General features: G+C 52.8%; 22 protein-coding genes and 1 pseudogene. All 23 read right to left on the reverse strand.

From position 1 onward, the window contains the following. Positions 1–822, reverse strand: a complete 822-nt coding sequence (locus H027_RS17535) for a carbon-nitrogen hydrolase family protein (protein ID WP_038149199.1) — start codon at positions 820–822, stop codon at positions 1–3. Continuing rightward, positions 822–4,637, reverse strand: a complete 3,816-nt coding sequence (locus tag H027_RS0106565; RefSeq protein WP_024871690.1) for a YhdP family protein — start codon at positions 4,635–4,637, stop codon at positions 822–824. The genes H027_RS17535 and H027_RS0106565 overlap by 1 nt, the downstream gene beginning before the upstream one ends. Positions 4,638–4,640: 3 nt before the next feature. Next, a complete protein-coding gene (gene rng, locus H027_RS0106570; RefSeq protein WP_024871691.1) occupies positions 4,641–6,110 on the reverse strand; it encodes a ribonuclease G in 1,470 nt (489 codons plus the stop codon). Between the two features lie 9 nt (positions 6,111–6,119). After that, on the reverse strand, positions 6,120–6,713 hold the full coding sequence (locus H027_RS0106575; protein WP_024871692.1) for a Maf family protein: 594 nt from the start codon (positions 6,711–6,713) through the stop codon (positions 6,120–6,122). A 5-nt stretch (positions 6,714–6,718) separates the two neighbouring features. Beyond that, a complete protein-coding gene (mreD, locus tag H027_RS0106580; protein WP_024871693.1) occupies positions 6,719–7,210 on the reverse strand; it encodes a rod shape-determining protein MreD in 492 nt (163 codons plus the stop codon). Between the two features lie 179 nt (positions 7,211–7,389). Next, positions 7,390–8,277 (reverse strand): annotated as a pseudogene (gene mreC / locus H027_RS17540) (rod shape-determining protein MreC); the annotation flags it as partial. A gap of 50 nt (positions 8,278–8,327) precedes the next feature. After that, on the reverse strand, positions 8,328–9,371 hold the full coding sequence (locus H027_RS0106590; RefSeq protein WP_024871695.1) for a rod shape-determining protein: 1,044 nt from the start codon (positions 9,369–9,371) through the stop codon (positions 8,328–8,330). A gap of 132 nt (positions 9,372–9,503) precedes the next feature. Beyond that, on the reverse strand, positions 9,504–13,334 hold the full coding sequence (locus H027_RS0106595) for a DUF6701 domain-containing protein (RefSeq protein WP_038149201.1): 3,831 nt from the start codon (positions 13,332–13,334) through the stop codon (positions 9,504–9,506). Positions 13,335–13,336: 2 nt separating this feature from the next. After that, a complete protein-coding gene (locus H027_RS18285) occupies positions 13,337–13,804 on the reverse strand; it encodes a hypothetical protein (RefSeq protein WP_024871697.1) in 468 nt (155 codons plus the stop codon). Then, positions 13,794–14,624 (reverse strand): prepilin-type N-terminal cleavage/methylation domain-containing protein, encoded by an 831-nt coding sequence (locus tag H027_RS0106605; RefSeq protein ID WP_024871698.1) that lies wholly within the window; start codon positions 14,622–14,624, stop codon positions 13,794–13,796. Before H027_RS0106605 ends, H027_RS18285 begins: the two co-directional genes overlap by 11 nt. Then, positions 14,624–15,238 (reverse strand): type IV pilus modification PilV family protein, encoded by a 615-nt coding sequence (locus H027_RS0106610; RefSeq protein WP_024871699.1) that lies wholly within the window; start codon positions 15,236–15,238, stop codon positions 14,624–14,626. Before H027_RS0106610 ends, H027_RS0106605 begins: the two co-directional genes overlap by 1 nt. Next, positions 15,228–15,617, reverse strand: a complete 390-nt coding sequence (locus tag H027_RS19230; RefSeq protein ID WP_024871700.1) for a type II secretion system protein — start codon at positions 15,615–15,617, stop codon at positions 15,228–15,230. Before H027_RS19230 ends, H027_RS0106610 begins: the two co-directional genes overlap by 11 nt. Positions 15,618–15,629: 12 nt before the next feature. Further along, on the reverse strand, positions 15,630–16,091 hold the full coding sequence (locus H027_RS0106620; RefSeq protein WP_024871701.1) for a prepilin-type N-terminal cleavage/methylation domain-containing protein: 462 nt from the start codon (positions 16,089–16,091) through the stop codon (positions 15,630–15,632). Between the two features lie 123 nt (positions 16,092–16,214). Then, entirely contained in the window at positions 16,215–16,661 is a 447-nt protein-coding gene (locus tag H027_RS0106625) for a hypothetical protein (protein WP_024871702.1), read from the reverse strand. Next, positions 16,662–17,888, reverse strand: coding sequence for a type II secretion system F family protein (locus tag H027_RS0106630; RefSeq protein WP_024871703.1), 1,227 nt, complete (start codon positions 17,886–17,888; stop codon positions 16,662–16,664). 2 nt (positions 17,889–17,890) lie between these two features. After that, positions 17,891–19,597: a GspE/PulE family protein gene (locus tag H027_RS0106635; protein ID WP_024871704.1), complete on the reverse strand. Its 1,707-nt coding sequence runs from the start codon at positions 19,595–19,597 to the stop codon at positions 17,891–17,893. A gap of 1 nt (position 19,598) precedes the next feature. Beyond that, the gene (locus H027_RS18290) at positions 19,599–20,768 is read right to left on the reverse strand and encodes a tetratricopeptide repeat protein (RefSeq protein ID WP_024871705.1); all 1,170 of its coding nucleotides are present in this window, start codon (positions 20,766–20,768) and stop codon (positions 19,599–19,601) included. Continuing rightward, positions 20,765–21,652 (reverse strand): ExeA family protein, encoded by an 888-nt coding sequence (locus H027_RS0106645; RefSeq protein WP_024871706.1) that lies wholly within the window; start codon positions 21,650–21,652, stop codon positions 20,765–20,767. Before H027_RS0106645 ends, H027_RS18290 begins: the two co-directional genes overlap by 4 nt. A gap of 3 nt (positions 21,653–21,655) precedes the next feature. Beyond that, on the reverse strand, positions 21,656–23,308 hold the full coding sequence (gene mshL, locus H027_RS0106650; RefSeq protein ID WP_024871707.1) for a pilus (MSHA type) biogenesis protein MshL: 1,653 nt from the start codon (positions 23,306–23,308) through the stop codon (positions 21,656–21,658). Positions 23,309–23,314: 6 nt separating this feature from the next. Continuing rightward, positions 23,315–23,662 carry a hypothetical protein gene (locus H027_RS0106655; protein WP_024871708.1) on the reverse strand — a complete coding sequence of 116 codons (348 nt, stop codon included), beginning with the start codon at positions 23,660–23,662 and terminating at the stop codon, positions 23,315–23,317. Beyond that, positions 23,655–24,299 carry a formyl transferase gene (locus H027_RS0106660; protein WP_024871709.1) on the reverse strand — a complete coding sequence of 215 codons (645 nt, stop codon included), beginning with the start codon at positions 24,297–24,299 and terminating at the stop codon, positions 23,655–23,657. Before H027_RS0106660 ends, H027_RS0106655 begins: the two co-directional genes overlap by 8 nt. 1 nt (position 24,300) lies before the next feature. Continuing rightward, positions 24,301–24,915, reverse strand: a complete 615-nt coding sequence (locus H027_RS0106665) for a PilN domain-containing protein (RefSeq protein WP_024871710.1) — start codon at positions 24,913–24,915, stop codon at positions 24,301–24,303. Continuing rightward, a complete protein-coding gene (locus H027_RS0106670; protein WP_024871711.1) occupies positions 24,912–25,793 on the reverse strand; it encodes a hypothetical protein in 882 nt (293 codons plus the stop codon). Before H027_RS0106670 ends, H027_RS0106665 begins: the two co-directional genes overlap by 4 nt. Positions 25,794–25,879 lie beyond the last annotated feature (86 nt).

Below are 25,879 nucleotides of genomic sequence, written 5' to 3' on the forward strand. Positions count from 1 at the left end.
TTACTCTCTCCAGGCCGGGCTCAGTCTGGCATGCAGCTGTACCGGCATTGTTTTGCGGATATGTTCAGTTTTTTGCGGATCAAACGTCGCCACGATCAGGCCCGGCTGAGATCCCTGTTGTGCCAAGATGTCTCCCCAAGGATCAATGATCACGGAGTGCCCCCAGGTTTCACGGTTACCGGCATGCGTACCACATTGGTTCGCGGCGATAACGTAACATTGATTCTCTATCGCTCTGGCCTGTAAGAGAGGTAACCAGTGCGCCTGCCCGGTGACTTTTGTAAACGCCGCCGGAACCAGTAAGACATCCGCACCATGCTGACGTAATAAGTGATACAGCTCCGGAAAACGGACGTCATAGCAGATACTGAGTCCCAGACCGCCAAACGGGGATGGCACCACCGTTATATCGTCACCAGCCACAAACGTATCGGATTCCCGGTAACGGCCACGGGCATCCGCCACATCCACATCAAATAAATGCAGTTTATGATAGAAACCGGTTAATTCGCCCTGCGGGTTGAAAACCAGTGAGGTGGTGTGGGAGCGATTTTGCTGGGATACCCAGGTTGGTAACGAACCGGCCACCAGCCAGATACCAAATTCTTTCGCCCATTCACTCAGTTGCCGCTGAACAGGACCGGAGCCCAGTGGTTCAGATAATGCCTGATAGTCTGTAATGCCGCCCATGCAGGCAAAGTTTTCCGGCAATAGCACCAGACAAGGCCGCTCCACCGGCAAGCGCTGCAACAGCGCCTGTATCTGAGCCCGATTTTGCAACCAATCGGTCTGGGCATTCATTTGCAGAGCAACCAACTGCATTATTTGCTCTCCTCTTTCTTCGGCGCGGGCAGTTTGACTTTCGCCTGTCTGCGACTTAATTCTGTGATAGTCGGTTTGGCAATATCACCTTTCACGGAATAACTAACCTGCGTGATCACATCAAAGACCGGTTGCAGAATGGTCGTTGCCGCCAGCACCGCCAGTCCCGTGACCGGAGTAAGCGCAAACGCCGTAGCCACCCCAAATCCGCCGGTTAAGGTCGGAGAGAAGGTCACCTGATAATCGATTTGTTTCTGGCCCAAATCGACCATACCATGCCCTTGCAGTTCACCGGAATTACTTTCCAGTCTTAAATCATCATTACGCAGCACACCGCGATCCAGTTTGCCGCTGAAACTGATTTTTTTGAAATAGAGACCAGAACCAAAAATATCCCGGAAATCGAGACTGATCCGCCGCACGATGGCATCTAACGAGAACAGGGATAGCAGCCGGTTACCATTGGTATTTTTGACCTCCCGCAGGATCCCTTCACCGGTTTCCATTTTGAGTTGACCATCCAAGGTGGCCAGCTTGGGTTGTACCAAGGCACCGGGCCAGGATAGATCCAAGTCCAGCTGACTCTTGGTACCGGTCAATCCGGGGTCGAATCCAAAATGGCTGAGAAACAGTTCGGTGTTGCTACTGGTAAATTTGCCCTGCAGGGTACTGATCGGCTGATAATCCTTGATCTTCCAACTGGCTTGCCCGTCAAACTGCGAATTGGCCACCTGCCAGTGCAGATCCTGGATTTCCCCACCCTGCTTCACCGGTACGAGATGTCCGCGGAATTGTCCTAACGTGTTGCCACCGTATCGACAATCCTGACAACTGAACCACAAATCGGGCCAATGTGACAACCAGGCCTGCTGTGCGGCCAGATTCATGGGTTCCGCCGGTTTTTCATCGCCATTATCCGCCCAATACAACCGGGCCATATCAATGTGGATCGGTTGATCTTTCTTGGCCGGCAAATGGATCATGCCCTGCGCTTTGCTGCTTTCCAGCCAGATTTTACTCCCTTCACGTTCGGGGCTCATATTCAGCCGGACATCACGCCACAACTGATCGGCCACATGCAGTTTATCCACCCGAACATCAATGGCACCGGCACTGGGAAAGAGTTGATTGACTGTTTGCAGACCCGTCGTCGGCCAGCGTTGCCACCAATCCAGCCAGGCGGAAACATCGGCCTCACTTAGAATGGTACTGACCGAGAAAGGCAGTCGGGGACCTGTACTGCGTTCGATGATCTGATTGTCCAGCCAGAAACGGTGGAACTGATTTTGCTCCGGTGACCAGTCGGCCTGCAATTGCCACTCATGATTCAGCGAACCGTTGATCACGCTGCTTTGCTGATTCCCCTTGATCTTCAACTGCAGTGGCCAGCTTCGTCCAGCCGGTTTGTTATAAGGAGACGGCAAATCAAACGCCAAGGCCGTTAACGGGCTGTTAAGCTCTGCGTCATAGTAGTAGTGGCCACCTTTATAGAGGTGCAAATCCAGCGCACCTTGCCAGTTTGCCTGCCCTTGCAACGATTGATGCGCCAGTTGCGGTAAGACGTGGTCACGTTTGCTATCCCACTCCCCTTGCAGGCCCAGCTTCACCTGGTATTCGTTGGCTAACTGCTCACCGGCATACTTGATAGAGATCGGTTGTCCCCACAGGGAAGCTGTCAGCGGCTCCATCGAGGTTTTATTGTCATCAAACTTCAATTCACCCTGCAGTTGCTCCAAAGACAACGCCATGCTGGGTATATATAAACTATTGCCAGCCAGTTTGACGTGTCCATTGACCTTTACATCGGCCCCGTCCAACGGGATCTCCAGCTTCAATTGACCCGTCAGTGGTTTTTTAATCTGTACCGCCTGCAACGCACTGCCCACCGAGGCTTGCAGTGGCGAGTTATAGAGATAGCTGCTGACGGCTTCGCCGGTACCGGCTATATCGGCATCGATGTACAACCGGGCACCAGGAGCCAGTTTAGGGAACCAGGCATGCAGGCGAGGTGTCTCGGCATCCCCGAGTAGGGCATGATCACCCTGCATATCCAGACGGTCGTTTTCAAACAGCAGGTTCAGTGACATCTCCCGTAAGGGTTGCCAGCCCTCACCAAACTGGAAGGTGGCATCCCGCAAAGGCACCCAAGCCTGAAAAATGCCATTTTTATCCTTGAAGGGAAAATCCTGCAGCGCACCATGCCATAAAATCCGGGCATTATCCGCATGGCCTCCCTGCAGCGCAGTGGTCAGGTAGTCGATAACTGGTTCACCCATGGCACCATGCGGAAAATAATAATGCGCCTTGCTGGCATCATGTAAGTCAACCTGGCTGTCCAATGCCAGAAACAAAGGTTGTGCATTATTCTGACGCAACGTGAACTGGGTCGCGGTTGCCAGCGCATCGGTATTGAATTGAACCTGTTCCGCGCTGAGTGCCCAGCCATCCTGCTGTTTTTGCCAATTCAGATCGGCCTGAAATGTAGAAACTGGCCAGGGCTTTTCAAAATAAGGCTGCAAATCCCACATCTGGGGTGAACGTTGATTGATTTTTAACGCGACACCTTGTGGCGAAATATGGAAACGTGCATCCATGTCATGCAGGCCCGGGATCATACGCCAATGCTGCCATTGCAACTGTTGTAAATGCCCGCTGAATAACCAGGTATCTTGCGTTTCGTCCCGTGAAAACTGCAATTCACTGAGTGTGCCCTGAGGCATCATCGTACGCAGGGCTTCCGAGGATGCCGATTCCGGCGGCAGGAACAAGCCAACCAACGGCGTCAGTTCCCCCAACAACAGCGGATCCATCTGGCCAGCGTATTGTTCACCCAGCTTGCTCAGCGACAATTGCCACGCCCGCCACGGCTGACGCTCACTGTGTAATTGCAAGCCCTGACTGTATAACTGCCAGTCATCGTGTTGGCGTTGCCAGACAATATTGCCGCCCTGCAGCTCCAGACTGTGTTGCTGTTCTGCCTGCTGCCAGCCCAGTCGGTTTAAACCCAGCTGCAACAAGGCGTTCTGCCATTGCCCCGGTTGTCGCTCCAGCCACAACTGGAACGAGAGGGCACCGCGAATGGATTGCACATTCGTGGCCAGCGGCGTAGGCAATAAGGCACCAAACTGATTGCTGACATGAGATTCTGTCGCCAGATAAATATGTCCCTGCAGGGCATCTAGTCGGGCGGCACCTTGTAACTCAGCCTGTAATGATAAGGGAATGAGAAGTGCTTGCTCTGCAACCGCAAAACGAGAATAGAGCCGATGCTGATCGTTTCGATTATCAACATAGAGCTGCTCAATCTGAAATTCCGCCAATGATTGATGCTGACGTAAAATACGAATGTCACTGCCAGTAATATTGGCCTGACTGATCTGCTCCATCAGCAAGGGTAAGACATTATTCCAATCAATGCTGGTCGTTGTGCTTGCTGGCGCTGACGGTAACGAGAGGGTCAGCTGCAGTTGATCAGCCTGCAAGGTTGCCAGGCAACCATGCGTTTTCCAAAATTGCAGAAATGGGTTGCAGTGCAGCCGAAGCTGTTTGGCTGAGAATGAAAAAGGGGTGCTCCCTTGTTGCTGTATCGCAACATCATTCAGTTTTAAATCCAGACCATAGTTTTGCCAACGCAGATCGCTCTGACCCACCGTCGCTTGCGTGAGCGGTTCGGGTAACAGCTGTTTGATCAGCCAGTCACTGTGGCGCTGTAAATCAGGCACCCCAAAGCGCAATGCCGTGACCAATACCGCCAATAGCATCAATACAGCAGATAGAAAAATGACGCTACCACGCGCTACGCCACGCCAACTCATCACTTACATCATCACCACGTCATACTGTTCTTGATTGTACAAAGGCTCTGCCTGCACTTTGACCTGTTTACTGATAAAGACTTCCAGCTCAGCTAGGCTATGCGATTCATCGCCTCGCAATGCCTCTGCCACCGCAGGAGAAGCATAAACCACAAACTGATCGGCATCGTAAGCCCGATTAACACGCAGAATTTCACGCAGAATTTCGTAGCAGACTGATTCCACCGTTTTGACACGACCACGTCCTTTACACGCCGGGCACTCCGAACACAACACATGTTCCAGACTCTCGCGGGTGCGCTTGCGGGTCATTTCCACTAAACCCAGTTGCGAGAAACCATTGACCCCAGTTTTGGCCCGATCTTTGGCCAGTGCCTGTTCCAGACTCTGCAATACCCGCCGACGGTGATCTTCACTCTGCATGTCGATGAAATCGATGATGATAATACCGCCGAGATTACGCAGACGAAGCTGACGGGCAATGGCTGCCGTGGCTTCAATATTGGTGTTGAAAATGGTCTCTTCCAGATTACGATGGCCGACAAATGCACCGGTATTGATATCAATCGTCGTCATGGCCTCGGTCTGATCGATGATCAGGTAGCCACCGGATTTCAGCTCTACCTTACGCTCCAGCGCCCGCTGGATTTCATTCTCGACATCGTACAAATCGAAGATCGGTGACTCACCGGAATAATAGTCGAGCTTGCCCGCCATTTCGGGCACGAATTCATCGGTGAAATGAACCAGCTGTTCGAAGGTCTGACGGGAGTCCACGCGGATCTTATCCAGTTCATCACCGACAAAATCCCGCAGAATACGGAATGCCAGACTCCATTCGGCATACAGCACATGGCAGGTCGGGTATTTCTGCCGACGCTCTAACACCTTGCGCCACAGACGTTTCAGAAAGATGGTGTCCTGTTCCAGCTCTTTTTCACCTACCCCTTCGGCCGCCGTGCGGACGATAAAGCCGCCCAATTCATCCACATGCCGTGTGACAATCTCTTTCAGGCGTTCACGTTCCTCTTCACTGTCAATGCGCTGGGAGACACCAACATGCGCACTGCCCGGCATAAACACCAGATAGCGCGATGGCAAGGTGATATCGGTGGTCAAACGGGCGCCTTTGGTCCCCATTGGGTCTTTAACGACCTGCACCATGATATCCTGCCCCTGGCGAACCAGTTCAGCGATATTGCCGGCCTGAAAATGCTCTTTTTCCTTGATATCCACACATTCGGTATGCGGCACAATATCGGATGCATGCAGGAACGCCGCCTTATCCATACCGATATCGACAAACGCCGCCTGCATGCCCGGCAACACCCGGCTGATCTTGCCTTTGTAAATGTTACCGACGATCCCGCGCTTTGCCTGACGCTCAATATGCACTTCCTGCAACATGCCATGATCCACCAGCGCGACCCGGGTCTCGGAAGGAGTTACGTTGACCAACAATTCGGTTGACATAGTTCAGCCTTAATAATCTGACGTCATGTGGGGTGACAAAATTTTTTGCAGTAACATATCTGTTTCCAGCAACGGTAGGCCCACGACGGCGGAATAGCTTCCGCTCAGGTGGCTGACAAACTTTCCGCCGATCCCCTGAATTCCGTAGGCACCCGCTTTATCTGCCGGTTCGCCACTTTGCCAGTACCGAAGGATTTCGGCCTGAGTTAATTTGCGGAATGTCACCTGCGAATTCACCAGTATCACTTCACACCCTTGTGCAGAGGAAAGTGCCACGGCTGTCATCACGGTATGGGTTTGTCCGGACAATAACTGCAATATACGTTGAGCATCGGCGAAATCCTGTGGTTTTTCCAGCACTTCTTGTCCAAAAACAACAATAGTATCAGCGCCTAATACCGGTTTTTCACCCGCACACGCTAACCAGCCCGCCTGAGACTTATCGCACGCCAGACGCTGCACATAATCCGCCGGTGCTTCTCCCGGATCTCGCCGTTCTTCCACTTGTACAGAAAGAACGTCAAACGGATACTCCAGCAGTGACAGCAACTCCCGACGACGCGGTGAGGCAGATGCCAGATAAAGAATGGCGCGGGCAGACATAGCGATTACCTGATGTTAAAACGACGACGGATATAGCGCAGGAAAAGATAGATTGAAGGCCAGATCAATGTAGAACTGAGCGCAGCCCAGGCAAAACGAGGGTTCATGCGTGGCGACGAAAACAGATGTTCAACCCAGAAAACCAGCAACTGATCTACAAAGATCAACGCGCCCATGACCAGAGCCTGCTGCCAAACAGAAAAATTACGTAACTGCTGATATTGAGTGCCGGCCACACAGGAGATCACGGCCATGCCCAACGCATGAACACCCAGCGTAGACCCCAGCAGAATGTCCATGAGCAAACCCACGACCCAGGCACTGACTACACTCAGTTGATGTGGCAGTGCAATCACCCAATACAGGACAACCAACGCCACCCAGTCAGGTCGGAACATGTCAATCACGGCGGGTAATGGCACCATGGTCAGAATGATGGCAACGATCAGGGTCAGGTAGATCGAGCCTTTACCATGACCAGTTAACGAACCACTCATTGCCTTTGCTCCTGATGTTTCACTTTCCCAGAGACAGCAACCGTGGTTCCTTTATGACGTGGTTTATGCGTAGATTTCTTCGCATTCTCTGAACCTGGCTTCTCTGTCTGCTTGGTAGCCGCTGGTTCAGCAGGATGACTGTCTGTCTTTGTCGCTTCGGGGGTGGACGACTCCTCTTTTTTCGTGCTACCCACAGCCGACGCATTCGCCGTTACTGCAGACATCACAGGCAGTGGCCCCATGGCTTTGGCATCCTCCCACAGCAGCAACACATAACGCAGCCGATCCAACGTGGCCAATGGCTCAGCCTTGATTTCAGCAAACGGACTTTGTTCCTGATTCGAGAAGTGCGTGACTTTCGCCACCGGATAACCTTCCGGGAAATGACCGCCCAGACCAGAGGTCACCAGAATATCACCCTCTTTAATATCGACATTCCGAGGCAAATTCTTCAGCGTGAGCTCGTTGATATTCCCCGTACCGGAAGCGATTGCCCGGAGATCATTACGCAACACTCGAACCGGTAACGCATGGCTGACATCGGTGATCAACAAGACACGGCTGGAGGTTTTACCCACGCTGACTACCTGACCTATGACACCCTGATCATTGACCACCGGCTGACCTTCATAGACGTGATGTTCAATCCCCTTATCGATCACCACCTGATAAACAAAAGGATCCGAATCGACCGACAGGATGCGTGCCACCATTTTCCGGGAGTCTTGTGTAACAGGAGAACCCAGCAATTCGCGCAACCGGCGATTCTCCTGACTCAGTTCAGCCATCCGCAACAAATCGCTGCGCAGCAGGAAAAGCTGCTGCTGCATCTGCTGATTTTCTTTCAACAATTCACCGCGGGAACTTAACTGCTGACTGGCCTCTTCGACCACATCACGCGGGACGCTGGCTAAATGCAATAAGGGGCTGGCAAAGGTGTTGATATACAAACGGACACTATCAAACAGATGAAAACGGGCATCAGCAACGATGCCCGCTAAGGATAGCAGCACAGTGAGAAATAGCCGGAGTTGCAGGGATGGACCCCGTCCAAAAATAGTCCGCATGATACTGTCAGCCGGAGGTTGTCATCAGTCGACAACCTCAGCGCGATCAATTATTCGTAATGAAACAGGTCGCCACCGTGCATGTCGATCAGCTCAAGAGCGCGACCACCACCACGGGCAACACAGGTCAACGGATCTTCCGCAACCACGACCGGAATACCGGTATGTTCCATCAGCAGGCGATCCAGATTACGCAGCAACGCGCCACCACCGGTCAGTACCATGCCTTTTTCAGAAATATCTGAAGCCAGTTCTGGTGGTGACTGTTCTAATGCCAGCATCACCGCACTCACGATACCACTTAACGGTTCCTGCAACGCTTCTAGGATCTCATTGGAATTGAGCGTGAAACTGCGAGGCACGCCCTCAGCCAGATTACGACCACGAACTTCGATCTCGTGGATTTCATCGCCAGGATAGGCAGAGCCGATTTCGTGTTTGATACGTTCGGCGGTAGATTCACCAATCAGGCTGCCGTAATTACGACGGACATAGCTGATAATGGCTTCGTCAAAACGGTCGCCGCCAATACGAACTGAAGAAGAGTAAACCACCCCGTTCAGAGAGATAATGGCCACTTCGGTAGTACCACCACCGATATCCACCACCATAGAACCGGTCGCTTCAGACACTGGCAGACCCGCGCCGATTGCCGCCGCCATCGGCTCTTCAATCAGGTACACCTCACGCGCACCAGCACCTTGTGCTGACTCTTTGATCGCCCGGCGTTCCACCTGAGTGGCACCACACGGAATACAGACCAGCACACGCGGGCTTGGACGCATCAGGTTATTTTCATGAACCTGCTTGATAAAATGCTGCAACATCTTTTCAGTCACAGAAAAGTCGGCGATCACACCATCTTTCATTGGACGGATGGCGGCGATATTGCCTGGCGTACGCCCCAACATCATTTTAGCCGCATGGCCGACTGCCGCGACAGATTTGGCGGTGCCACCGCGTTCCTGACGAATGGCAACCACCGAAGGCTCGTTCAGCACGATACCTTTGCCTTTAACATAAATCAGAGTATTGGCGGTACCCAAATCGATCGACAGATCATTGGAAAACAGGCCACGGAGCTTCTTGAACATGATGCGGGGGATCCTGAGTAATTACGGGATATGCGAAAAACGGCTCACTTTACCAATCCCCGTCCCGTTCAGCAAGCATCCGAAGCAAGAGAAAGTCAGATCATCGCTGACTTTACTTATTCTGGCACTGACTCATTGTCCAAACACTTCCCGTCGGTAAATTAAGCGATCATTGCCACGATAATAGCCAAAACTGGCGCGCGCCGGATTGAGTCCTGATGTTTGTGAGAGATCTTGCATCCAACGCGGCAACGAAGCACTGCCGCTGATATCGACCCAGCCCGTGGCATTGGGCGCAGAAAAAAGAATATTGCCCATACCGCCTGAGATCTGGCCCGGAGACAGCGTCGCATTCGTCGTCGCGCTACTGCTGCTGATACTGCTGGTGCGCAGCGGAATACCTGACCAGGAACTGGCTGAATTCATCAACAACGCATCACTGGCCAGCACCGAGCAATTGTCGGCTGAATTCAGTACATACGCAGAACCATTCCAGTACTGCATATAGAAGGGTAAGGTCAGAGCACTATTTTCGGCACCGTTGGCGTTCTCCAGCAGCAACCGCCCTGAATATACCTTAAAGGCGCTGCCGTCGGGGGCAACGGGGAACAGGTTCAATGGTAAGCCAGTCGTGGTGACACCATCGCTATCGGTCAATGTTGTTACTGCGAGTGCCGTTTCAAAAGGCACTACCGCATTGCTGCTGGTTTTATTGAAGATAAAGGCATCATTGCCAAAGCTGTACAGCAAATTGTAGGGCGACGAGAGGGTGCTCCAGCTACCGGCCTGCCAGGTCGCCGTGCTGGTTAAGGTGTTCACGCTGCTTTTCGGCCCCAGTACTGCCACAAAATTACCGCTATCCGCCGCATTAGTGCCGGTAATCTTGGCAAATGCCCCCTGGTAATTTTTCAGCACCGTGGTGCCATCACTGCCCAAGGCGGTCACACTCAACATCGGTGCAGTCGCAAAGCGCAGTGATTGTCCGGTATATCCCAAGGCTGCATTGACGGCATTATTGCTGCAGGTGTCTGTCGATAATGTACCCTGACTGAGCGCCGCCGCCTGCAATCTGGACGGAATAAAACGACCAACCGGATCACTCCAACTGAGCGGGACAGTGAGCTGAGGCGATTCGTTCTGATAGGCGGCATAAGGCACAAATGCCGAGACGCCATATTCATAGACCCCTACATCACTTTCACTCAGTGTCGCAGAGGCCACCCCACCTGAAAACGTCAGTGACGTGGAAGCCAACGCAGGTAAAACACCTGTACCAGCAGGCGGTGGCGCGGGTGCCATGAGCTGATGTTGTACTTCGGGTAAGATATTCATTCCCGAAGCTGAATAGGTGAAATTGGCTGTCTTATGCCAACTGCCCCCGCTGGTATAACCCGCCTCAGCATTCAATACGAAATTAGCACCCACCGTCTTATATTTGGCACAGTTGGCATAGGTGGCGTCAGAATTGCCACTGCAAGCCGTCTGATCGGCGGCGGTCAGTAAAATCTTAGCGGGCAACACGGCCACATTATCGGAACCGGAAATGGATAAGGAACCAGCTGCTGCATCAGTTTTCGTATATTGTGCGGTGATCCCCAACACCCCGGCATCGTTATAGGCCAGATTCAGTGACGCTGTTCCTGCGCTATTAAAGGTAAGCGGCACACTGGTGTTGCTGCTGATCGGGGTGCCATTTAATGAGGGTAACAATGTTCCTGTCGCGGGTAACACATACTGACTGGAAAAATTAATATTCTGGGTCTGATTCACAAACAGCGATGTACACACCGCCGGATTACTGCCGGAGGCCTGTAAGGCTTTCAGGGTCACATTGCCGCTGTTGCTGCCTGCGTAGAAGGTAGGAATATCAAACGAAAATGCCGATGAAACAAATGGCAACTGGCAACTACTGTCTACCACTCCATTTTTAAAACAGGTATACGCACTAGAACCGCTCAGCCCCAGTGTCACACTGCCCACCGCATAATGACTTAACGTGACCGTTGCCGAGCCATTGGTTAATGTGACCGGATTACTGCTCCAGCCGGATGTGGGCGATGCCAATGTGACTGAGGAACTGGCTGTCGTATCTTTAGTACAGGAACTGGTATCACTGTTGGTACACGCATTGATCGTGATGGTGGCCGGTTCGCAGGTGATCTGGCTGGCCGGATAGCGGATTTCATAGTGATTAACCGAAGTCGTCGCAGGTAATGAGGGACACTGCTGGTTGGCACCATATATTGTAGATCCCCAAGTCATAGCGATGCTGTTAGCATTCACCCGTCCGAAAATATAAGACGAGGACGCCATATTGATATCGGTTCCCCCCGCATTGTAATCGGTGCGATAAATCATGCCGGAGATAATGGCATTGTTGCCCAACGTCAGCGGTCCGTACATGATCAGTAATAACTTAGATGGATCGCCGCCCTGGTAAGCGGTAGGAGTGTAAACACCTTTTGGCGAGTTCAGATAGCTGCTGCTCTGCATCGTAAGGGTTTTAACATGCAATCTGACTTCACCGTTTAAGACAATCTGGGCACCACTCGCTATGCTCAGGTTATCGATCCAATATTCCCCTGCCGCCAGATATACCGTCGTCACACCGCTATTGAGCGTCAGATTTTTGATGGTAATCCCCGGATTCGTGATATTCAGATAAGTATCGCTATACAGGGTCACATCACCAAAGGCACTGCCATCGGCACTGGTTAGCGTCCGGGTGTAATTGGGATAACTGTAATCCACCGTCACTGACTTCGTCCCCGATGTCGGAAACGGATTTGTATTTAAGGCTAATGACTTGGCATATGCATCAAACACGCACACCAGCCCATCACAGTTGCCATTCGTCGTATTGACCGTATTTACGTTCCGGATCGAAGAATAACCAATCTTGCCGCCATTGGTGCCATACACCAGTCCGGCTGGGCCCGAATTATAACCGCCACCGAAATCAATATAGCCTGATGAATTACGACCTTGTATCGGATAGGGAAATAGCGCCGCACACGCAGGATCAACCGCGACCGGCTGCAACGAGACCACCACATCGTCCCAGGAGATATCGTCTGAATCATACCAATACGAATAATCCGTACTGACCACGACCTCATAATTGCCGGGAGACAATGTGATATTTGGCTGCCAGGTTAAATCCCCATTTGCGGTAAATGAATATTGCCAAAGATAAGTGCTGCTGTTTTTCTGACGGAGCTGAACTCGCGAAGCCCCCGCTACTTGCCAGTCAGTCATTTGAAATAAAGTCAGTTTGTTTAACGTCGACAACGTTGTCACTGAAAAAGAATAAATGACTGATGAACCAGTCCAATCTGAAGTGATAGCAGCACCACTGGTTGTATCCGACACAGAAACATTGGCAGAGGGCGATGGTGGATACCAGCGGGTTGCATCGGTACTATCACCAAGATGCAGCCGTTGTATAAAATTGACCGATGATGAACTGATACCCGTCAGGGTAATATTCGTGAAACTGATATCGTCCCATTCCTGTTGTCCGTTGGGATTTAAGCAAGAGGAATACGAGATAATGGCATAGTTACTCTCTTTGATGCATTGTCCCCATACCGCCATACGATAATCACCCGCCGCTAAACTCCATGAACCGGAAATCAGGTTCGGTTGTGAATCGCTCGCCGTCTGGCTGATGACGACCTGACCGGAACTATTCCAAACCACAAAGTTAACGCCATGCAGGTAACCGGATAAATTATTTACCTTTAGTTGAGTAACAGTACCGGATTGCGACAGCGTGAAATGAATGGGATGCGCCCCAGGAATATAAGCATTGTTGCTTTGCCCTACCAGGGTGGTGGGATTAATGGCATTGGTGCTGTTATCACCGATATTCATGCTCCCAACCAGCACGACATCGGCCCGTACCCACAGGCTCGCCAGGCAACAAAATAGCGTCAAAGTAAAACGTATTAACTTAGCCATGTTCACCGTTGCACCTCAGCCTTTATCGTTCTTTGTGCAGTCAGATTTTGGTTGCCGCCAATACAGGTGCCTGTGCTGTTTAGCACATAATAGGTCGCCGTACTGCCCGCGACGGCGCTGCGCTGGCCACATTTCACCGATACCGTACACTGCGTTAATGCGGGGGCAGTAGTGTCTAAAGTGGCCGTTAACTCTGTTTGTGGCGTGGTAGCACCGCCTGACATCACACTGCATGTCGCCGCCTGCCGTAATACCTGATACAACCCGGCCTCCATGCCGGCATTCGCGACGGCTTGCGCTCTCACACCCAAGACCTCATAGCCCACCGCAGTTTGTGACGATGTCAGTATGTTGCTTAATGCAGTGATCAGCGCTCCAAATACGACAATAATAAAAACCGCCACCACCAGCATCGAACCTTGCTGTGTTCTGATAACGGAGGGATAAACGCGACGAGGTTCAGGGAACATAATTCACCGGCATCCGACGATTAAAGGTCAGGCTATCGCCTTCACTATCTGTGCTGAGCTGTAATGAAAGATCCAGCTCGGCATTATGATCCTGTGATGACGGAATGATCTGAAACAGAGTGCTCGGGCTGACATGTTCTACCATCAGGCTGCTATAGGCCGAACCTGACTTCGCCTCGGTAGCAAACCAACTTCCGGCATAGGAAAAAGTATAATCCGGATTATAGTTGCTATAACGATATAACTGGTTGTTAAACAAACACCAGCTTACCGGACCGGTCGCATCCAGCACCACATACCGTTTTCCGGTCGAATCCGAAGTAAAAGCGGAAGCAAAGGTCGCAATATGGTTGAGAGATGAAAAGGCGGTGACGGATTTGACAGTATTGGTATCAGCGCTGGCATAAAGATCAGAGGCATCCTGTGAATGGATCGAGACCCGTCGTGCCGCACTCATAGCTCCCACACTTCCCGCTTGTAACAGATCGGTCGGGTTATCCAGCACGTTCAGTGTCATGCTGGCGGTTGCAGACCCGGTATACGCCCCTACGGCGGCAACCCGAATATATTCGATGCATTTTCCCTTGAAGGATAAATCATTGGCAAACGGATCACGCAAGCTGAAAGGGTAGCTGCCGGCGATTTCACGACTCAGTCGCTCCTGAACAAAACGCGCCTCGGCAATCCGCTGTTGCTGTAGGGTGCTATCGCTATACAGTTGTACCGTTTGCCCGATAAACCGGAATGAAATAACCCCGACTATACCCAGTAGCACAATCACCACCACCAACTCCACCAGAGTAAAACCGCGACTTCGCATCAGTAATTACTCCGGTAACTGGTGAACGGAATCGACTCCCCGGCAGGCGTCGTCACTGTAACCGTGATTTGTTTCGCCACATCGGTACGGTTTGTGGCTTGCCCTAAAAATGCAGGCGCATTCGTCACACAAACTGCCACCGTATAATATTGATAAAGTGAGGTATTCAGCGATTGTGCCGCAGCCAGCACATCGCCAGCAATGGGATGGGCGCAGAAGTAGTTATAATCATCGACATCGTTGAATTGCGGGTACGATTCACCGGTTTCCGGCCCCAGAATCGATGAGCAGGCCCCCGTACTCACCTCGGCAGAAACCCCTGCAGCAATAGCACCGCAATAGGGATATTTTCCGGCAACCGTGGTGCCACTACGGTCTGAATTCTGGTCAAAGGTGCGCGTCATAACTTCCTGCAACATGGCCTGACCTAATTCGGCTGCCCGCACCTGATAGATGGGTTGTGTCTGGCGATGCACGATCGGTAAAAAGGTAGTGACAATTAACGTCATGACAATCGCAAATATCGTGATGCCGACCACCAGTTCCAGCAAGGTAAAACCGCCGCTGCTATGGTTCGCACTCCGAGGGTTCGCACTCCGATAATTAGCAGGCATGAATATAGCCTTCCGCTTCGATACAGACTTTGACGGCCGATTCACCACTGAGCGTAAATGTGGTTGCCGATGTGCTGACTGGGCGCCCCCAGATATCAAATGCGGCCGTAGTTTCGCCAGCCGCGACCACCGAGCAAAGCGACGGATCGCTGGGGATCCATGACTGATTGTTGTTGAAATGAACGACCTGACACTCCGCACTGTTATTCATGCTTTGCAACTGTGCCTGCCGTAACAGCTGGATCAATTGATCGCGTGCAGCGATCTGGTCATAACCTGACGCGGAAAAGAAACGGGGTGCCACCGTAACCGCCAGCACCCCGAGCAGAACAATGACCAGAATGAGTTCAATCAGTGTGAAACCCCGATACTTGGTCATAGTTCATTCAATTTAGCAACCAGTGGTTACTGTTGTGGTAGTTGGTGCCGCCGTAGAAGTGGCAGGTGAATAGGTCACACCACACGTTGCACTGGCACCTGAAGTCATGCCAGCCGGTGTAAGGATATAGCTGCTGCCAGTGGCAACACCGGTCCATTCAGCTGCAGACGCTTCAATCACATTGGCAATACCTGATGCAGTTGCAGCTGGGTAGCCATAGACCAGATCCACGCCATTTCCATTGACCGTAATGCCCGCAGTTGCACTCGAAGCCTTATCTTTGCCTGCAATAATGGCTTTGGAATAGGCCATCGCAGCAGCTGATTGTACTGCCCCTTTCATCGCATTTACGGTGGATGTACGCGCGTCACCTTGCAAATTCAAAAACTTCGGCGCAGCCGTCACTGCCAGAATACCCAGAATAACAATCACAATAATCAGTTCTATCAGCGTAAAGCCCGCACTACGTTTCATACTTGTTTCCTGTGAGTAAATGAATTGTTTGTTCGTTGCCAGCCAATCACAATGCAGGCCTGCATCTATGATAATTGACTGTTTCTTATGCGTAAATTGATAGTTCGGTAAGGATATGAAAAATCACTGTTCTATCGCAGAAAACGTAATCCGCTCGTGCAGATAGTCATATTCCAGACGGGCTTTTTCTGTCTGGTAACGACACCCTGTCGCTAAGGGCTGGATCTGCTGAATCAAAGGGGACGGTGCTTCCGCCAAAAGAACCTGCCACAACACGCGGCAATCCTCGCTCGTTCCGGCCATAGGCCAGCCAGAGGCCGACATCGACAACCCCTGGCCCTCCAGCTTCCAGTGAGCCGGCTTTTGTTGCATCCGCCACTGTTGTTGCAAGATCGGCAGGTGTTCCTGCCAGAGCTGGGTGCGCATCTTCAATGCCAGTGAAATCGCCTCTTGCTGCCGTTGCTGGGCAAACCAGAGCAGACTGCTCATCAACCCCAGAATCACACAGGCAGTGATCAGTAAACGGAATACGCCCCTCAGTCGACGATCCGCATCCGTCTGGGCGCTCATTTAGCGCCCCTTGAATACACGCATCATGTCCCACATTGGCGTAAAGATCCCCAGTGCCAGAATCAGCACCATGACCGCGACCAGGACAATCAAGATCGGCTCGATTTTCGCGGTGAGTGTTTTAAGATCGTAATCGACCTCCCGCTCATAATATTCCGCCGCTTCCTGGATCATTTGATCGACCATGCCGGTCTCTTCACCCACCGCAATCATCTGCATGACCAGTGGTGTGAACAACTGGCTGCCGGAGGCTGTACGAAGCAAACTTTCACCCCGTTCCACCCCAGAGCGCATTTCGCGGACATACTGGGCAATAAAGACGTTGTCCACTGCATCGGCGACCAGACTTAGTGCCTGATTGATGGGGATGCCAGAACGCAACATCATGGCAAAGCTGCGACAAAAACGGGCCATCAGTGAGCGCAGCAGGATGGAACCGACAATGGGAAGGCGCAATTGAATTCGATGCCAGAACATCTTGCCCTGAGGGGTGTTTAGCCAGCGCCGAATTCCGAATATACTCAGTGCAGATCCCAGCAGCAGCAGCGGCCAATAACTGACAAAAAAATGGGAGGTCGCCAACAAGACCTTGGTTGCCCACGGCAGCTCTGCACCGAAGCGGGTGAATATATTGGCAAACGTCGGGATCACAAATATATTCAATATGGTCATGGCGATCGCCAGTGCCATCAAGACAAAACTGGGATAACGCAATGCGGTTTTGATCCGTTTGCGCGTTTCCATCTCCAGTTCAAAATAACGAGTCAGTTGTAAAAACGCACTTTCCAGATTCCCGGTATTCTCACCCACATGAATAATGGCAATAAACAGGCTGCTGAAGACAGCCGGATGCGCCTGCATGGAGACGGATATCGGCTTCCCGTTACCCAAATCCTCTTTCAAAGTGGCGAGCGCCCGGCGCAAAGCCTCACTGCGGGCATTTTCTTCTAGGCCGTGAATCGACCTCAGCAGCGGGATCCCGGCCTTGGTCAGTGCGTACATTTGCCGGGTAAACATCACCAGCTCTTCCAGCGAGACCTGTTTGGCGAATAAAAGTGACCCACTGAATTGCCAATTTGTCGCCCCCGGTTTTTGCTCGGTCAGTGCCGTCGGCATGATCCCGCGTCGTAACAGTTGTTCGGCGATGGCGGTTTCACTGGCCCCTTCCAGTTCACCACTGACGGCTTCTCCTTGCTGATTCCGTCCTTTGAAGTGATAACGCGGCATCGTTACACCACCACTTCCGCAAGCCGCAATACTTCATCCAGCGAGGTGATCCCCTCTTTGGCATAGTCCAGCGCCACATGCACCAAAGGCCGGTAACCTTTACTCTCCCGCGCAGCACGGGCAAACCCTTCCGCATCATTACTGCGTAATGCATCCATCATCGGTAAATCGAGCTCTAGTAGTTCATACACCCCGATCCGTCCCTGATAGCCGGTGAAGTTGCAGCTATGGCAGCCCATGCCCTGATGGAACTGGACATCCCTGGCATTGATCTCGGTCAGGTGTTCCAGCCAGACATGTTCGCTGGCGTCAGGCTGATAAGGCTGTTTGCATTTCGGGCAGATCCGCCGGACCAGACGTTGTGCCACGATCGCCCGTAACCCGCTGGCTACCAGATAGCCGGGAGCTTTCATATCGATCAGGCGCAGGGCGCTGGTAATCGCGTCGTTGGTGTGTAAGGTGCTGAGCACCAGATGGCCGGTCAGAGCACCTCGCAATCCGATTTCGACGGTTTCATCGTCACGCATTTCCCCGACCAGCAAAATATCGGGATCCTGACGCAAGGTGGCGCGTAACACCGTTGAAAATGTCAGCCCGATCTTCGGGTTAACCTGTACCTGATTGATCCGGGGTAACCGATATTCCACCGGATCTTCCACCGTGATCACTTTACTACCCGGCAGGTTCAGCTCAGACAGCGCGCCGTACAAAGTGGTCGTTTTGCCGCTACCGGTCGGGCCGGTTACCAGGATCATGCCATGCGGACGCTGCAACTGACGACGAAAGCGCAGCAGAATATCCGACGGCATGCCCGTCTGTTCCAACGTCAGTAACCCCGCCGACTGATCCAGCAAACGCATCACCACCGATTCGCCATATTGCACCGGCATCGTCGACATACGGACATCAATATCATGCCCACGGACTTTGATGTTGAAACGGCCATCCTGTGGCAAACGTTTCTCGGAGATATCCAGCCCGGCCACCAGCTTGAGGCGCAACACCAGCGCCTGCGCAATACGCACTTCGTTCAGTACGTTTTCCTGCAAGGCACCATCAATACGCTGGCGGATGCGCAGCACTTTTTCGTCCGGTTCAATGTGAATATCCGAAGCCCGCATTTGCACCGCATCTTCAAACAGGGAGCGCAGCAGCTTGACGACGGTGGCATCACTTTCATTGGTGATGGCATCTACCGGGCCAAAATCCAGCTCTGAGGATTCAAATTCCTGATGCAGCTGCTCCGCGAAATTGGCGATCTCCCGCGTACGTCGGTACAGGCGATCAAAAAACTCCAGCAACTGACTTTCGCGCGCAACGGCCAGTGAGATGTCTCTGGGTTGCAGACGTTCTGCCAGAGCATCCAGTGCCGCCAGATCCGCCGGATCCGACATCGCGACAGTGACCGTTTCTGACGTCATGTGTACGGCGAGTGCGCGGTAACGTCGGGCATAGGCCTCCGGTATCAACTGCACTGCCTGCGCGTTGATCGTCAGCTTGCTCAGATCAAAAAACGGGATATTCAACTGTTGCGCCAGAAACATCAGCAACTGTTCTTCGCCGATAAACCCCAGATCAATCAGGGTGGTGCCCAATTTGCGGCCATGCTGTTTCTGCTGCTGCAACGCCAGTTCTAGTTGTTCCGCACTGATGATGTTTTCGGTGACCAGCAGATCGCCCAGACGCATGCGTAAACGGGGTTGCGCCATATCAGTTCTCCTGTTGGCTGCTGATACGTTGCTGGGCAAAATGGCGGGATGCCGCACTGAGTTGCGTATCCAGCAAAGCTCGACGATAGGACTGTCGGGCGTCTGCCTGCAGACCTCTCTGCTCTTGTGTGATCGCCAACCCCAGCCACCAGCGCCCCACCGAGGGCTGAGCCCGGAGCAGCATCTGGTAGCTATTACCAGCTTCGGTCATCTGGCCCAATTGTTCTGCCAACGCCGCCCGCAACGCGTAAAAATCGAGGTTATTCGCAGCAGAGGGCGAAATGGCCAACAAGTACTGGAGTGCGGTGGACTTATCGCCCATCGCATTGACCACCTTGGCCGCCAGCAGACGTAAATCCGCATTGGTTGGCATCAGCGCGATGCCCTGTTTTAAGATCTCATGCGCTGCCGTTAGTTGACTCTCACCGTAGTACAAGGCAGCCAGTTGTTTGCGACTGGTCAGATCCAGTGGATCGTTGGCCAATACCTGCAATAACGCCTGTTGGGCCGCCACGGAATCACGCCGCGCCAATGCCTGTTGATACTTGCGTCGTTCGAGATTGGCAATTTCACCAGGCGATAATTTTTGTTCCTCGACCTGCATCTCGCCTTGCGGTTCCGCATCGGTATTGACGGCGCCATCATCAGTCTGGGTTTCACGCAAAGCTGAAGGTTCCGGCACAGGAGATTCCTGAACCGGCTGCACTTCTGTCGGTGCGGGTTGCAGCGGAGCCGCTTTTAACGGTTTTTCGCTGCTGACCGATGCCATATCCGTCGCCGGAACCGGTAAACGGCGCGGCTGCGATGGTACAACAGGCACTGCCTCCGTGGTGGTCGCTTTCTGTACCGCTACGCCTGTCACGGGCGGAACCGCAGCAACGCTCGCCGTTACGACCGGTTTAGGCACTGGCGTCGTGGCAACCGCTTGTGACGCCGGTTTGATCGTTTCCGGCGAAGTGGTTCGGCTCACCATACGGAGCGGCGTTTTCGGGCTGGGATGCAGCCATTGTTGCAGGGGTTGCCACCATAACCAGAGTGATAACGGCAATAGCAACAGCAGACACCAGTACCAGCCCGGCAAGCGACGAGATGGCGGATTGTAAACCGGTGCCATGGTGACTTTGGCCGAACTCGTATCCAGATCTTTCAGCATGCGATTAATAATACTCATCCCCAGCGACTCCAGATCCCCGCCAGTACAACGCCTGTCAATATCAGTACGGTTCCCCATCCCAGCCAGGCGACCGGAGCCGATGCATCTTCCGTATCCTGCGCCGCTCGGAACACATCCCGCCAACGGATCTGACGCTGCTGACGCCCGTAGGCCTGCATCAGGCATTTGTGCGCCAGAATATTGATCAAGCGGGGAATGCCGCGGCTGGCCTGCCACAACAGGCGCAGGGTCATGCCATGAAAGAGCGGCATCCCCTTATAGCCAGAGACTTGCAGACGATAGGCCAGATAGGCACAGGTTTCTGCCGGTAACAACGGCCGCAAACGGTAGGAAAAGGAGATCCGCTGGCGTAACTGGCGCAAATTCGACTGAGCCAGACGTTGATCCAGTTCCGGTTGTCCGAACAGAATCACCTGCAGTAGTTTGCTAGATTCAGTTTCCAGATTGCCGAACAGGCGTACCGCTTCCAATGCGGCATCCGATAAGGCTTGCGCCTCATCCAGTAACAGCACGACCTGTTTGCCCTGTTGACACAATTCGACCAGACGATGATGGATCGCATCCGTCAGGTTGAGTGTATGGCGGGGCTCTGCAATGCCCAGTTCGGTGGCCAGCGCCTGACGCAATTCCTCCGCCTCCAGACAAGGATTCGGCAGATAGGCCGCCTGATAATGCTCAGGCAATTCATTCAGAAATTTCCGCAGCAACAAGGTTTTTCCGGTGCCGACCTCGCCCGTCACCTTGATAAACCCCTCGCCGCTGGTCAAGGCGACCCGCAACACCTGCAACGCCTCTTCATGCGGCGGCAGGCCATAGTAAAATCCGGTATTCGGGGTCAGGCCGAATGGCATATCACTCAAACCAAAGTGCGTCTGATACACGGGCTACCTCTGGGCTGGATACCATTTATCGAGCAATTGCTCCGAGCGCTGTAATTGCTGCTGCCATGTGTCGGCCGTGACCACCTGCGGTTTCAGCATGATGACCAGCTCGGTTTTACTGGTGACATCTTTCTTGTTGGTAAACAGTTCGCCCACGCCCGGAATATCGCCCAGCCAAGGCACTTTCGTCACCTGTTGCTCTTTATTGGTTCGCATCAGGCCACCGATCACGATGATATCACCCGATTTAGCCTGTACCACTGTGTCCGACTCGCGAATATTGCTATAGGCCATCGGCAACGTCACGGTACTGCTGGTGCTATTGCTGCTAAGACCACTGAGATCAATCTGCTTCTTCTGTTCGGTAATATCGATCACCGACGGGTGCACGTGCAGCAGCACATTGTTGTTGTCATCAATCTGCGGGGTGACATCCAGCGCGATGCCAGAGAAAAACGGCGTTAACTGAATATCGGGCGAGGTCGTCGTGGTCGAACTGCTCGACTGGGTCGTGGACGAAATACCAGTGACAAAATACTCATCGTTCCCCACTTTGATCACGGCTTTCTGATTGTTGGTAGCGGTCACACGCGGACTGGACAGCGTATTGACGTCACCCTGTGTTTTCAGCAGATTGACCACGGCATCAAAAGAGCCATTCGTCAGCGTAAATGCAGCCCCCCCGCCCAGAGCAGCCGCAGTGGTATTCGTCGTCGTAGGCAGAGAAACCAGCGAGCCTGCGGTCATACTGGTTTTTCCGCTCCAGAGATTCAGATTATCCCACTGAACCCCTTGCTCATAACCTTCATTCAGTTTGACTTCGAGGATCTTGGTTTCCAGGATCACCTGACGTTTCAGGTGCTGTTCAGAGGTTTTCAGAAATTCGCGCACGGCCTTTAATTCGCTCGGCATCGCCTTGACGGTGACCAGACCGGCCTGCGGATTGGTCACGACCACCCGCCCCTCACCATTCCCGATCAGGCCCACCAGCGCTTTTTGTAATTCGCCCCAGAGGTCGGAACGGGTATCGGTATCGATCTGCGTACCATTGGTGCTGGCACTGTTACTATTATTAGATGTGTTGTTATTGGTGGTGGTCGTCGTGCTGCCGGAGCCGATAGATGTGGTGCCATTGTTATTTCCCGACTGCGAGATGGCGCCGGTGTTAATCGCGGTGCGAGACTGGCCGTTGCGCGTCATCATCAGATAGTCGACGCTGAAGGTCTCGGTTTTCAACTCGGCCGGATAAACATGCCATATATTCCCGGTGCGGCGGATATCAAAACCATACATATCGGCCACCGTTTGCAGCACCTCCGGCAAGGTCACTTCGTGCAGATCCAGCGTGATCAGCCCTTCGACACCGGGATGCACCGCGATGCTGTAGCGATCATCCTGCATCAGTGAGGCAAAAAACTCTGGTGCCGGCACCTCTTTGGCGGAAACACGGAAGCGTTTTTCATTGACGACCGGAGCCACCGTGTTCGTCGGCAGCGACGATGGCAACAGTTCGGCTTGCACCTCTTCCGGCACTTGCAGCGCCTGCGCTTTCTGAGCTTGCTGCAAGGTCTGCTTTGCATCCTTCGGCTCGGGGTGGTTATAACTCACACATCCTGCCAGCAGCAGGGCCAGCGCTAATGATGTTAATTTCAGCATCCGTTATTAATACCTGACTTTATGTGAAAACAACCGTAGCGTATGACGGATCCCATCCGCCTCCACAACCACATGATCAACATAGATCGCTCGTATCCGGTAACGGCCAATGGTTGATCCTTCCTGACAGACCTTGCCATCCAGCACCGCATGCCGTATCCGTTTCCCGTAAATAATGCTCTGCAACACCGGCAATTCGGTCGTCGTGCTGGCGAGCGCCTGAGAATTGCCTGACACAATAGAAAATGGCTGTGTCGGATCCGGCAAGCTCTCAGCCTGTGTCGTCAGACAAACGACGAAGCCAGCCAGTAGAACACAATGTCGCAGGACAAACCGTGACCATCGCTTAACCACGGATAAACTCCTTACTGTCACCGAGGGTATAGAGGATCACCTCCACCGTTCCCAGCGGATATTGGTCGACCTGATAATGCAATGACTGCCAGTAAAAATGCTGTGGCAATGCCTCCAGCATCCGCAGATAGTCATAGATATCGGCGTAACGCCCCTGCAATATCAATTTGACACCATGCCGGTAATAATTCACCGCCGATTTTTCCGGCAATAATGGTGTTGGCTTCAGCGACGTCAGCGACTGCAATTGCAGTTTGCCCGAGCGCACCAGCATGTCCTGCAATGTTCCCGCCATGCGGCTGGCGGGGATCAGACCCACCGTCTGACTAGCCAGTGCTTTATCCAGTTGCTGCAACCGCAGCGTCATCGCCTGCAATTCCTGACGGATCGCCTGATCCGGATCCTGTTGCAGTCTTGCGTTCAGAATGTCTCGGGCCGCATTCATCTGTTGCAGTTGAACCTGTTGTTCCACCACTTGCTGTTTCGTTTTCTGCCATTGCATCAATGTCGGTTGCATCCACCAGAACCACAGCGGAAATCCAACCATGACCCAACCTACCAGCAGAAATCCAATGCGTTCGCGCGGTGAGCGTTGCATCATTTTTTCTGACAGCACCAGCCAGTTCAGTTTGCTCATCTTATTTCCCTGTACCTGCCGCAGCGGAAGCATTGGCATCACGGCTTTCCAGACGAAATTGCAATACACCGGATTTTTGCCGTGTCACATCTAACGCAGAAAACTGCCGCTCCCGCAGCGTTGGATAGACACTGAAATGGCTGAGCCAGACCGGTACCGCATTGTTCGTCGCCGCCTCGCCCTGCAGACGAAGCTGATTGTTTTCGATAGCAAAAGCGCGCAAGGCGATGCCCGGAGATCGTGCCTGCGCCAGATCATACAGCCAGGCAGCAAATCCTTTGTTTTGCAGGGTGCCGATTTGACTTAAATGCTGCTGTAATTGTTGCTTGCTGCGGTATTCGTCTTGTCGCATGCTCAGTTCGTGTTGCAACCCGGCGTCGGGATGGCGCGCTTCCAATTGGGCATTCAACTGTTTTGTTACCGTATCCACCTGCCGGATCTGTTGCTGCAACCCAGATAGCTGATGGCCACTTTGCAACGCGAGATACTGTATCGCTCCGCCACCGGCTAACAACAACAGCAGCAAACCACCCCAAGCCCCGACCAGCTGAGATAAACTCAGCCATTGTCGCTGCGGATGCAATTCGTCCAGATAGAGATTGATGCGTGTTTTCATGCCGATGTCTGCTCCAGCAAAGCACCGTAGACGGGCAGGAACTCCAAGCCCACCAGCACCGACGGATTCGCCAGCCATTTGGCCGGAATACCAAAATGCTGATGCAGCGGACGCAATAATGCTGCCGGATCATCGATACCGGCGGCGACATGAATGGTGGCCACCTCGGGTAGTTTTAGCTGGCTCAGCAGATAGTCAAAAGAGCGTTGCATCTCTAGCATTAAATGATCGAGCAAATCATCCGGCCATTGGTCTGCCGATTGTTGCACCAGCGGCAGAAAACCCCGTAAGGCACGGCTAAAACAGAGCCGCCCCTGATACACCGCCAGTAAGTGCGGTTCATGTCCCGGAAGTTGGTAAAGTAAGACGTCGACCCTAGACTCACGACCAAATAAAGCCGCCAGTGCCAGTTCATCGATGCTGACTGACTCCAGTGTTGCCATCGGTTGTAAGGTCTTGACCCACTCTTTGATACGCTGTTTCGGAGTACAAATCACCTGCAGACGCGGCCGGGCCGATGGATTTGCCGCCGCATCGTAATAATCAATCGCCAATTGTGTCACCGGTTCACTGGTAAAATCTTTGATGGCCCACGGCAACGCGCCCGCTAACTCTTCCTCTGGAAGATCGGGCCGTTCGATAGACAATTGCTGATATTGGCTGCTATCCAACACTACCCGGACCTGGCTGTGTTGCAACTTTTGTTCACGGAACAACTCAGCCAACACCTGCGACCAGGATTCCCCCAACGGGATCGTCTTGGTGATGAAACGCGGCGGCTGACCCGAGATCGCAAGCAGGATCTGATCGGGCAAGAGCATGATGCTCACCGTCGTCACATTCGTGATTTGTCGTCGAAACAGCGGGAATCCTTTCATGTCACGGCTGGCCCATCTCGCTTTAATACCGATACCTGATTACAGACGTTCGAGTGTAACATGCTATTTATAAAGGTGAACTAACC

The organism is Tolumonas lignilytica (assembly GCF_000527035.1).
GTDB lineage: Bacteria > Pseudomonadota > Gammaproteobacteria > Enterobacterales > Aeromonadaceae > Tolumonas > Tolumonas lignilytica.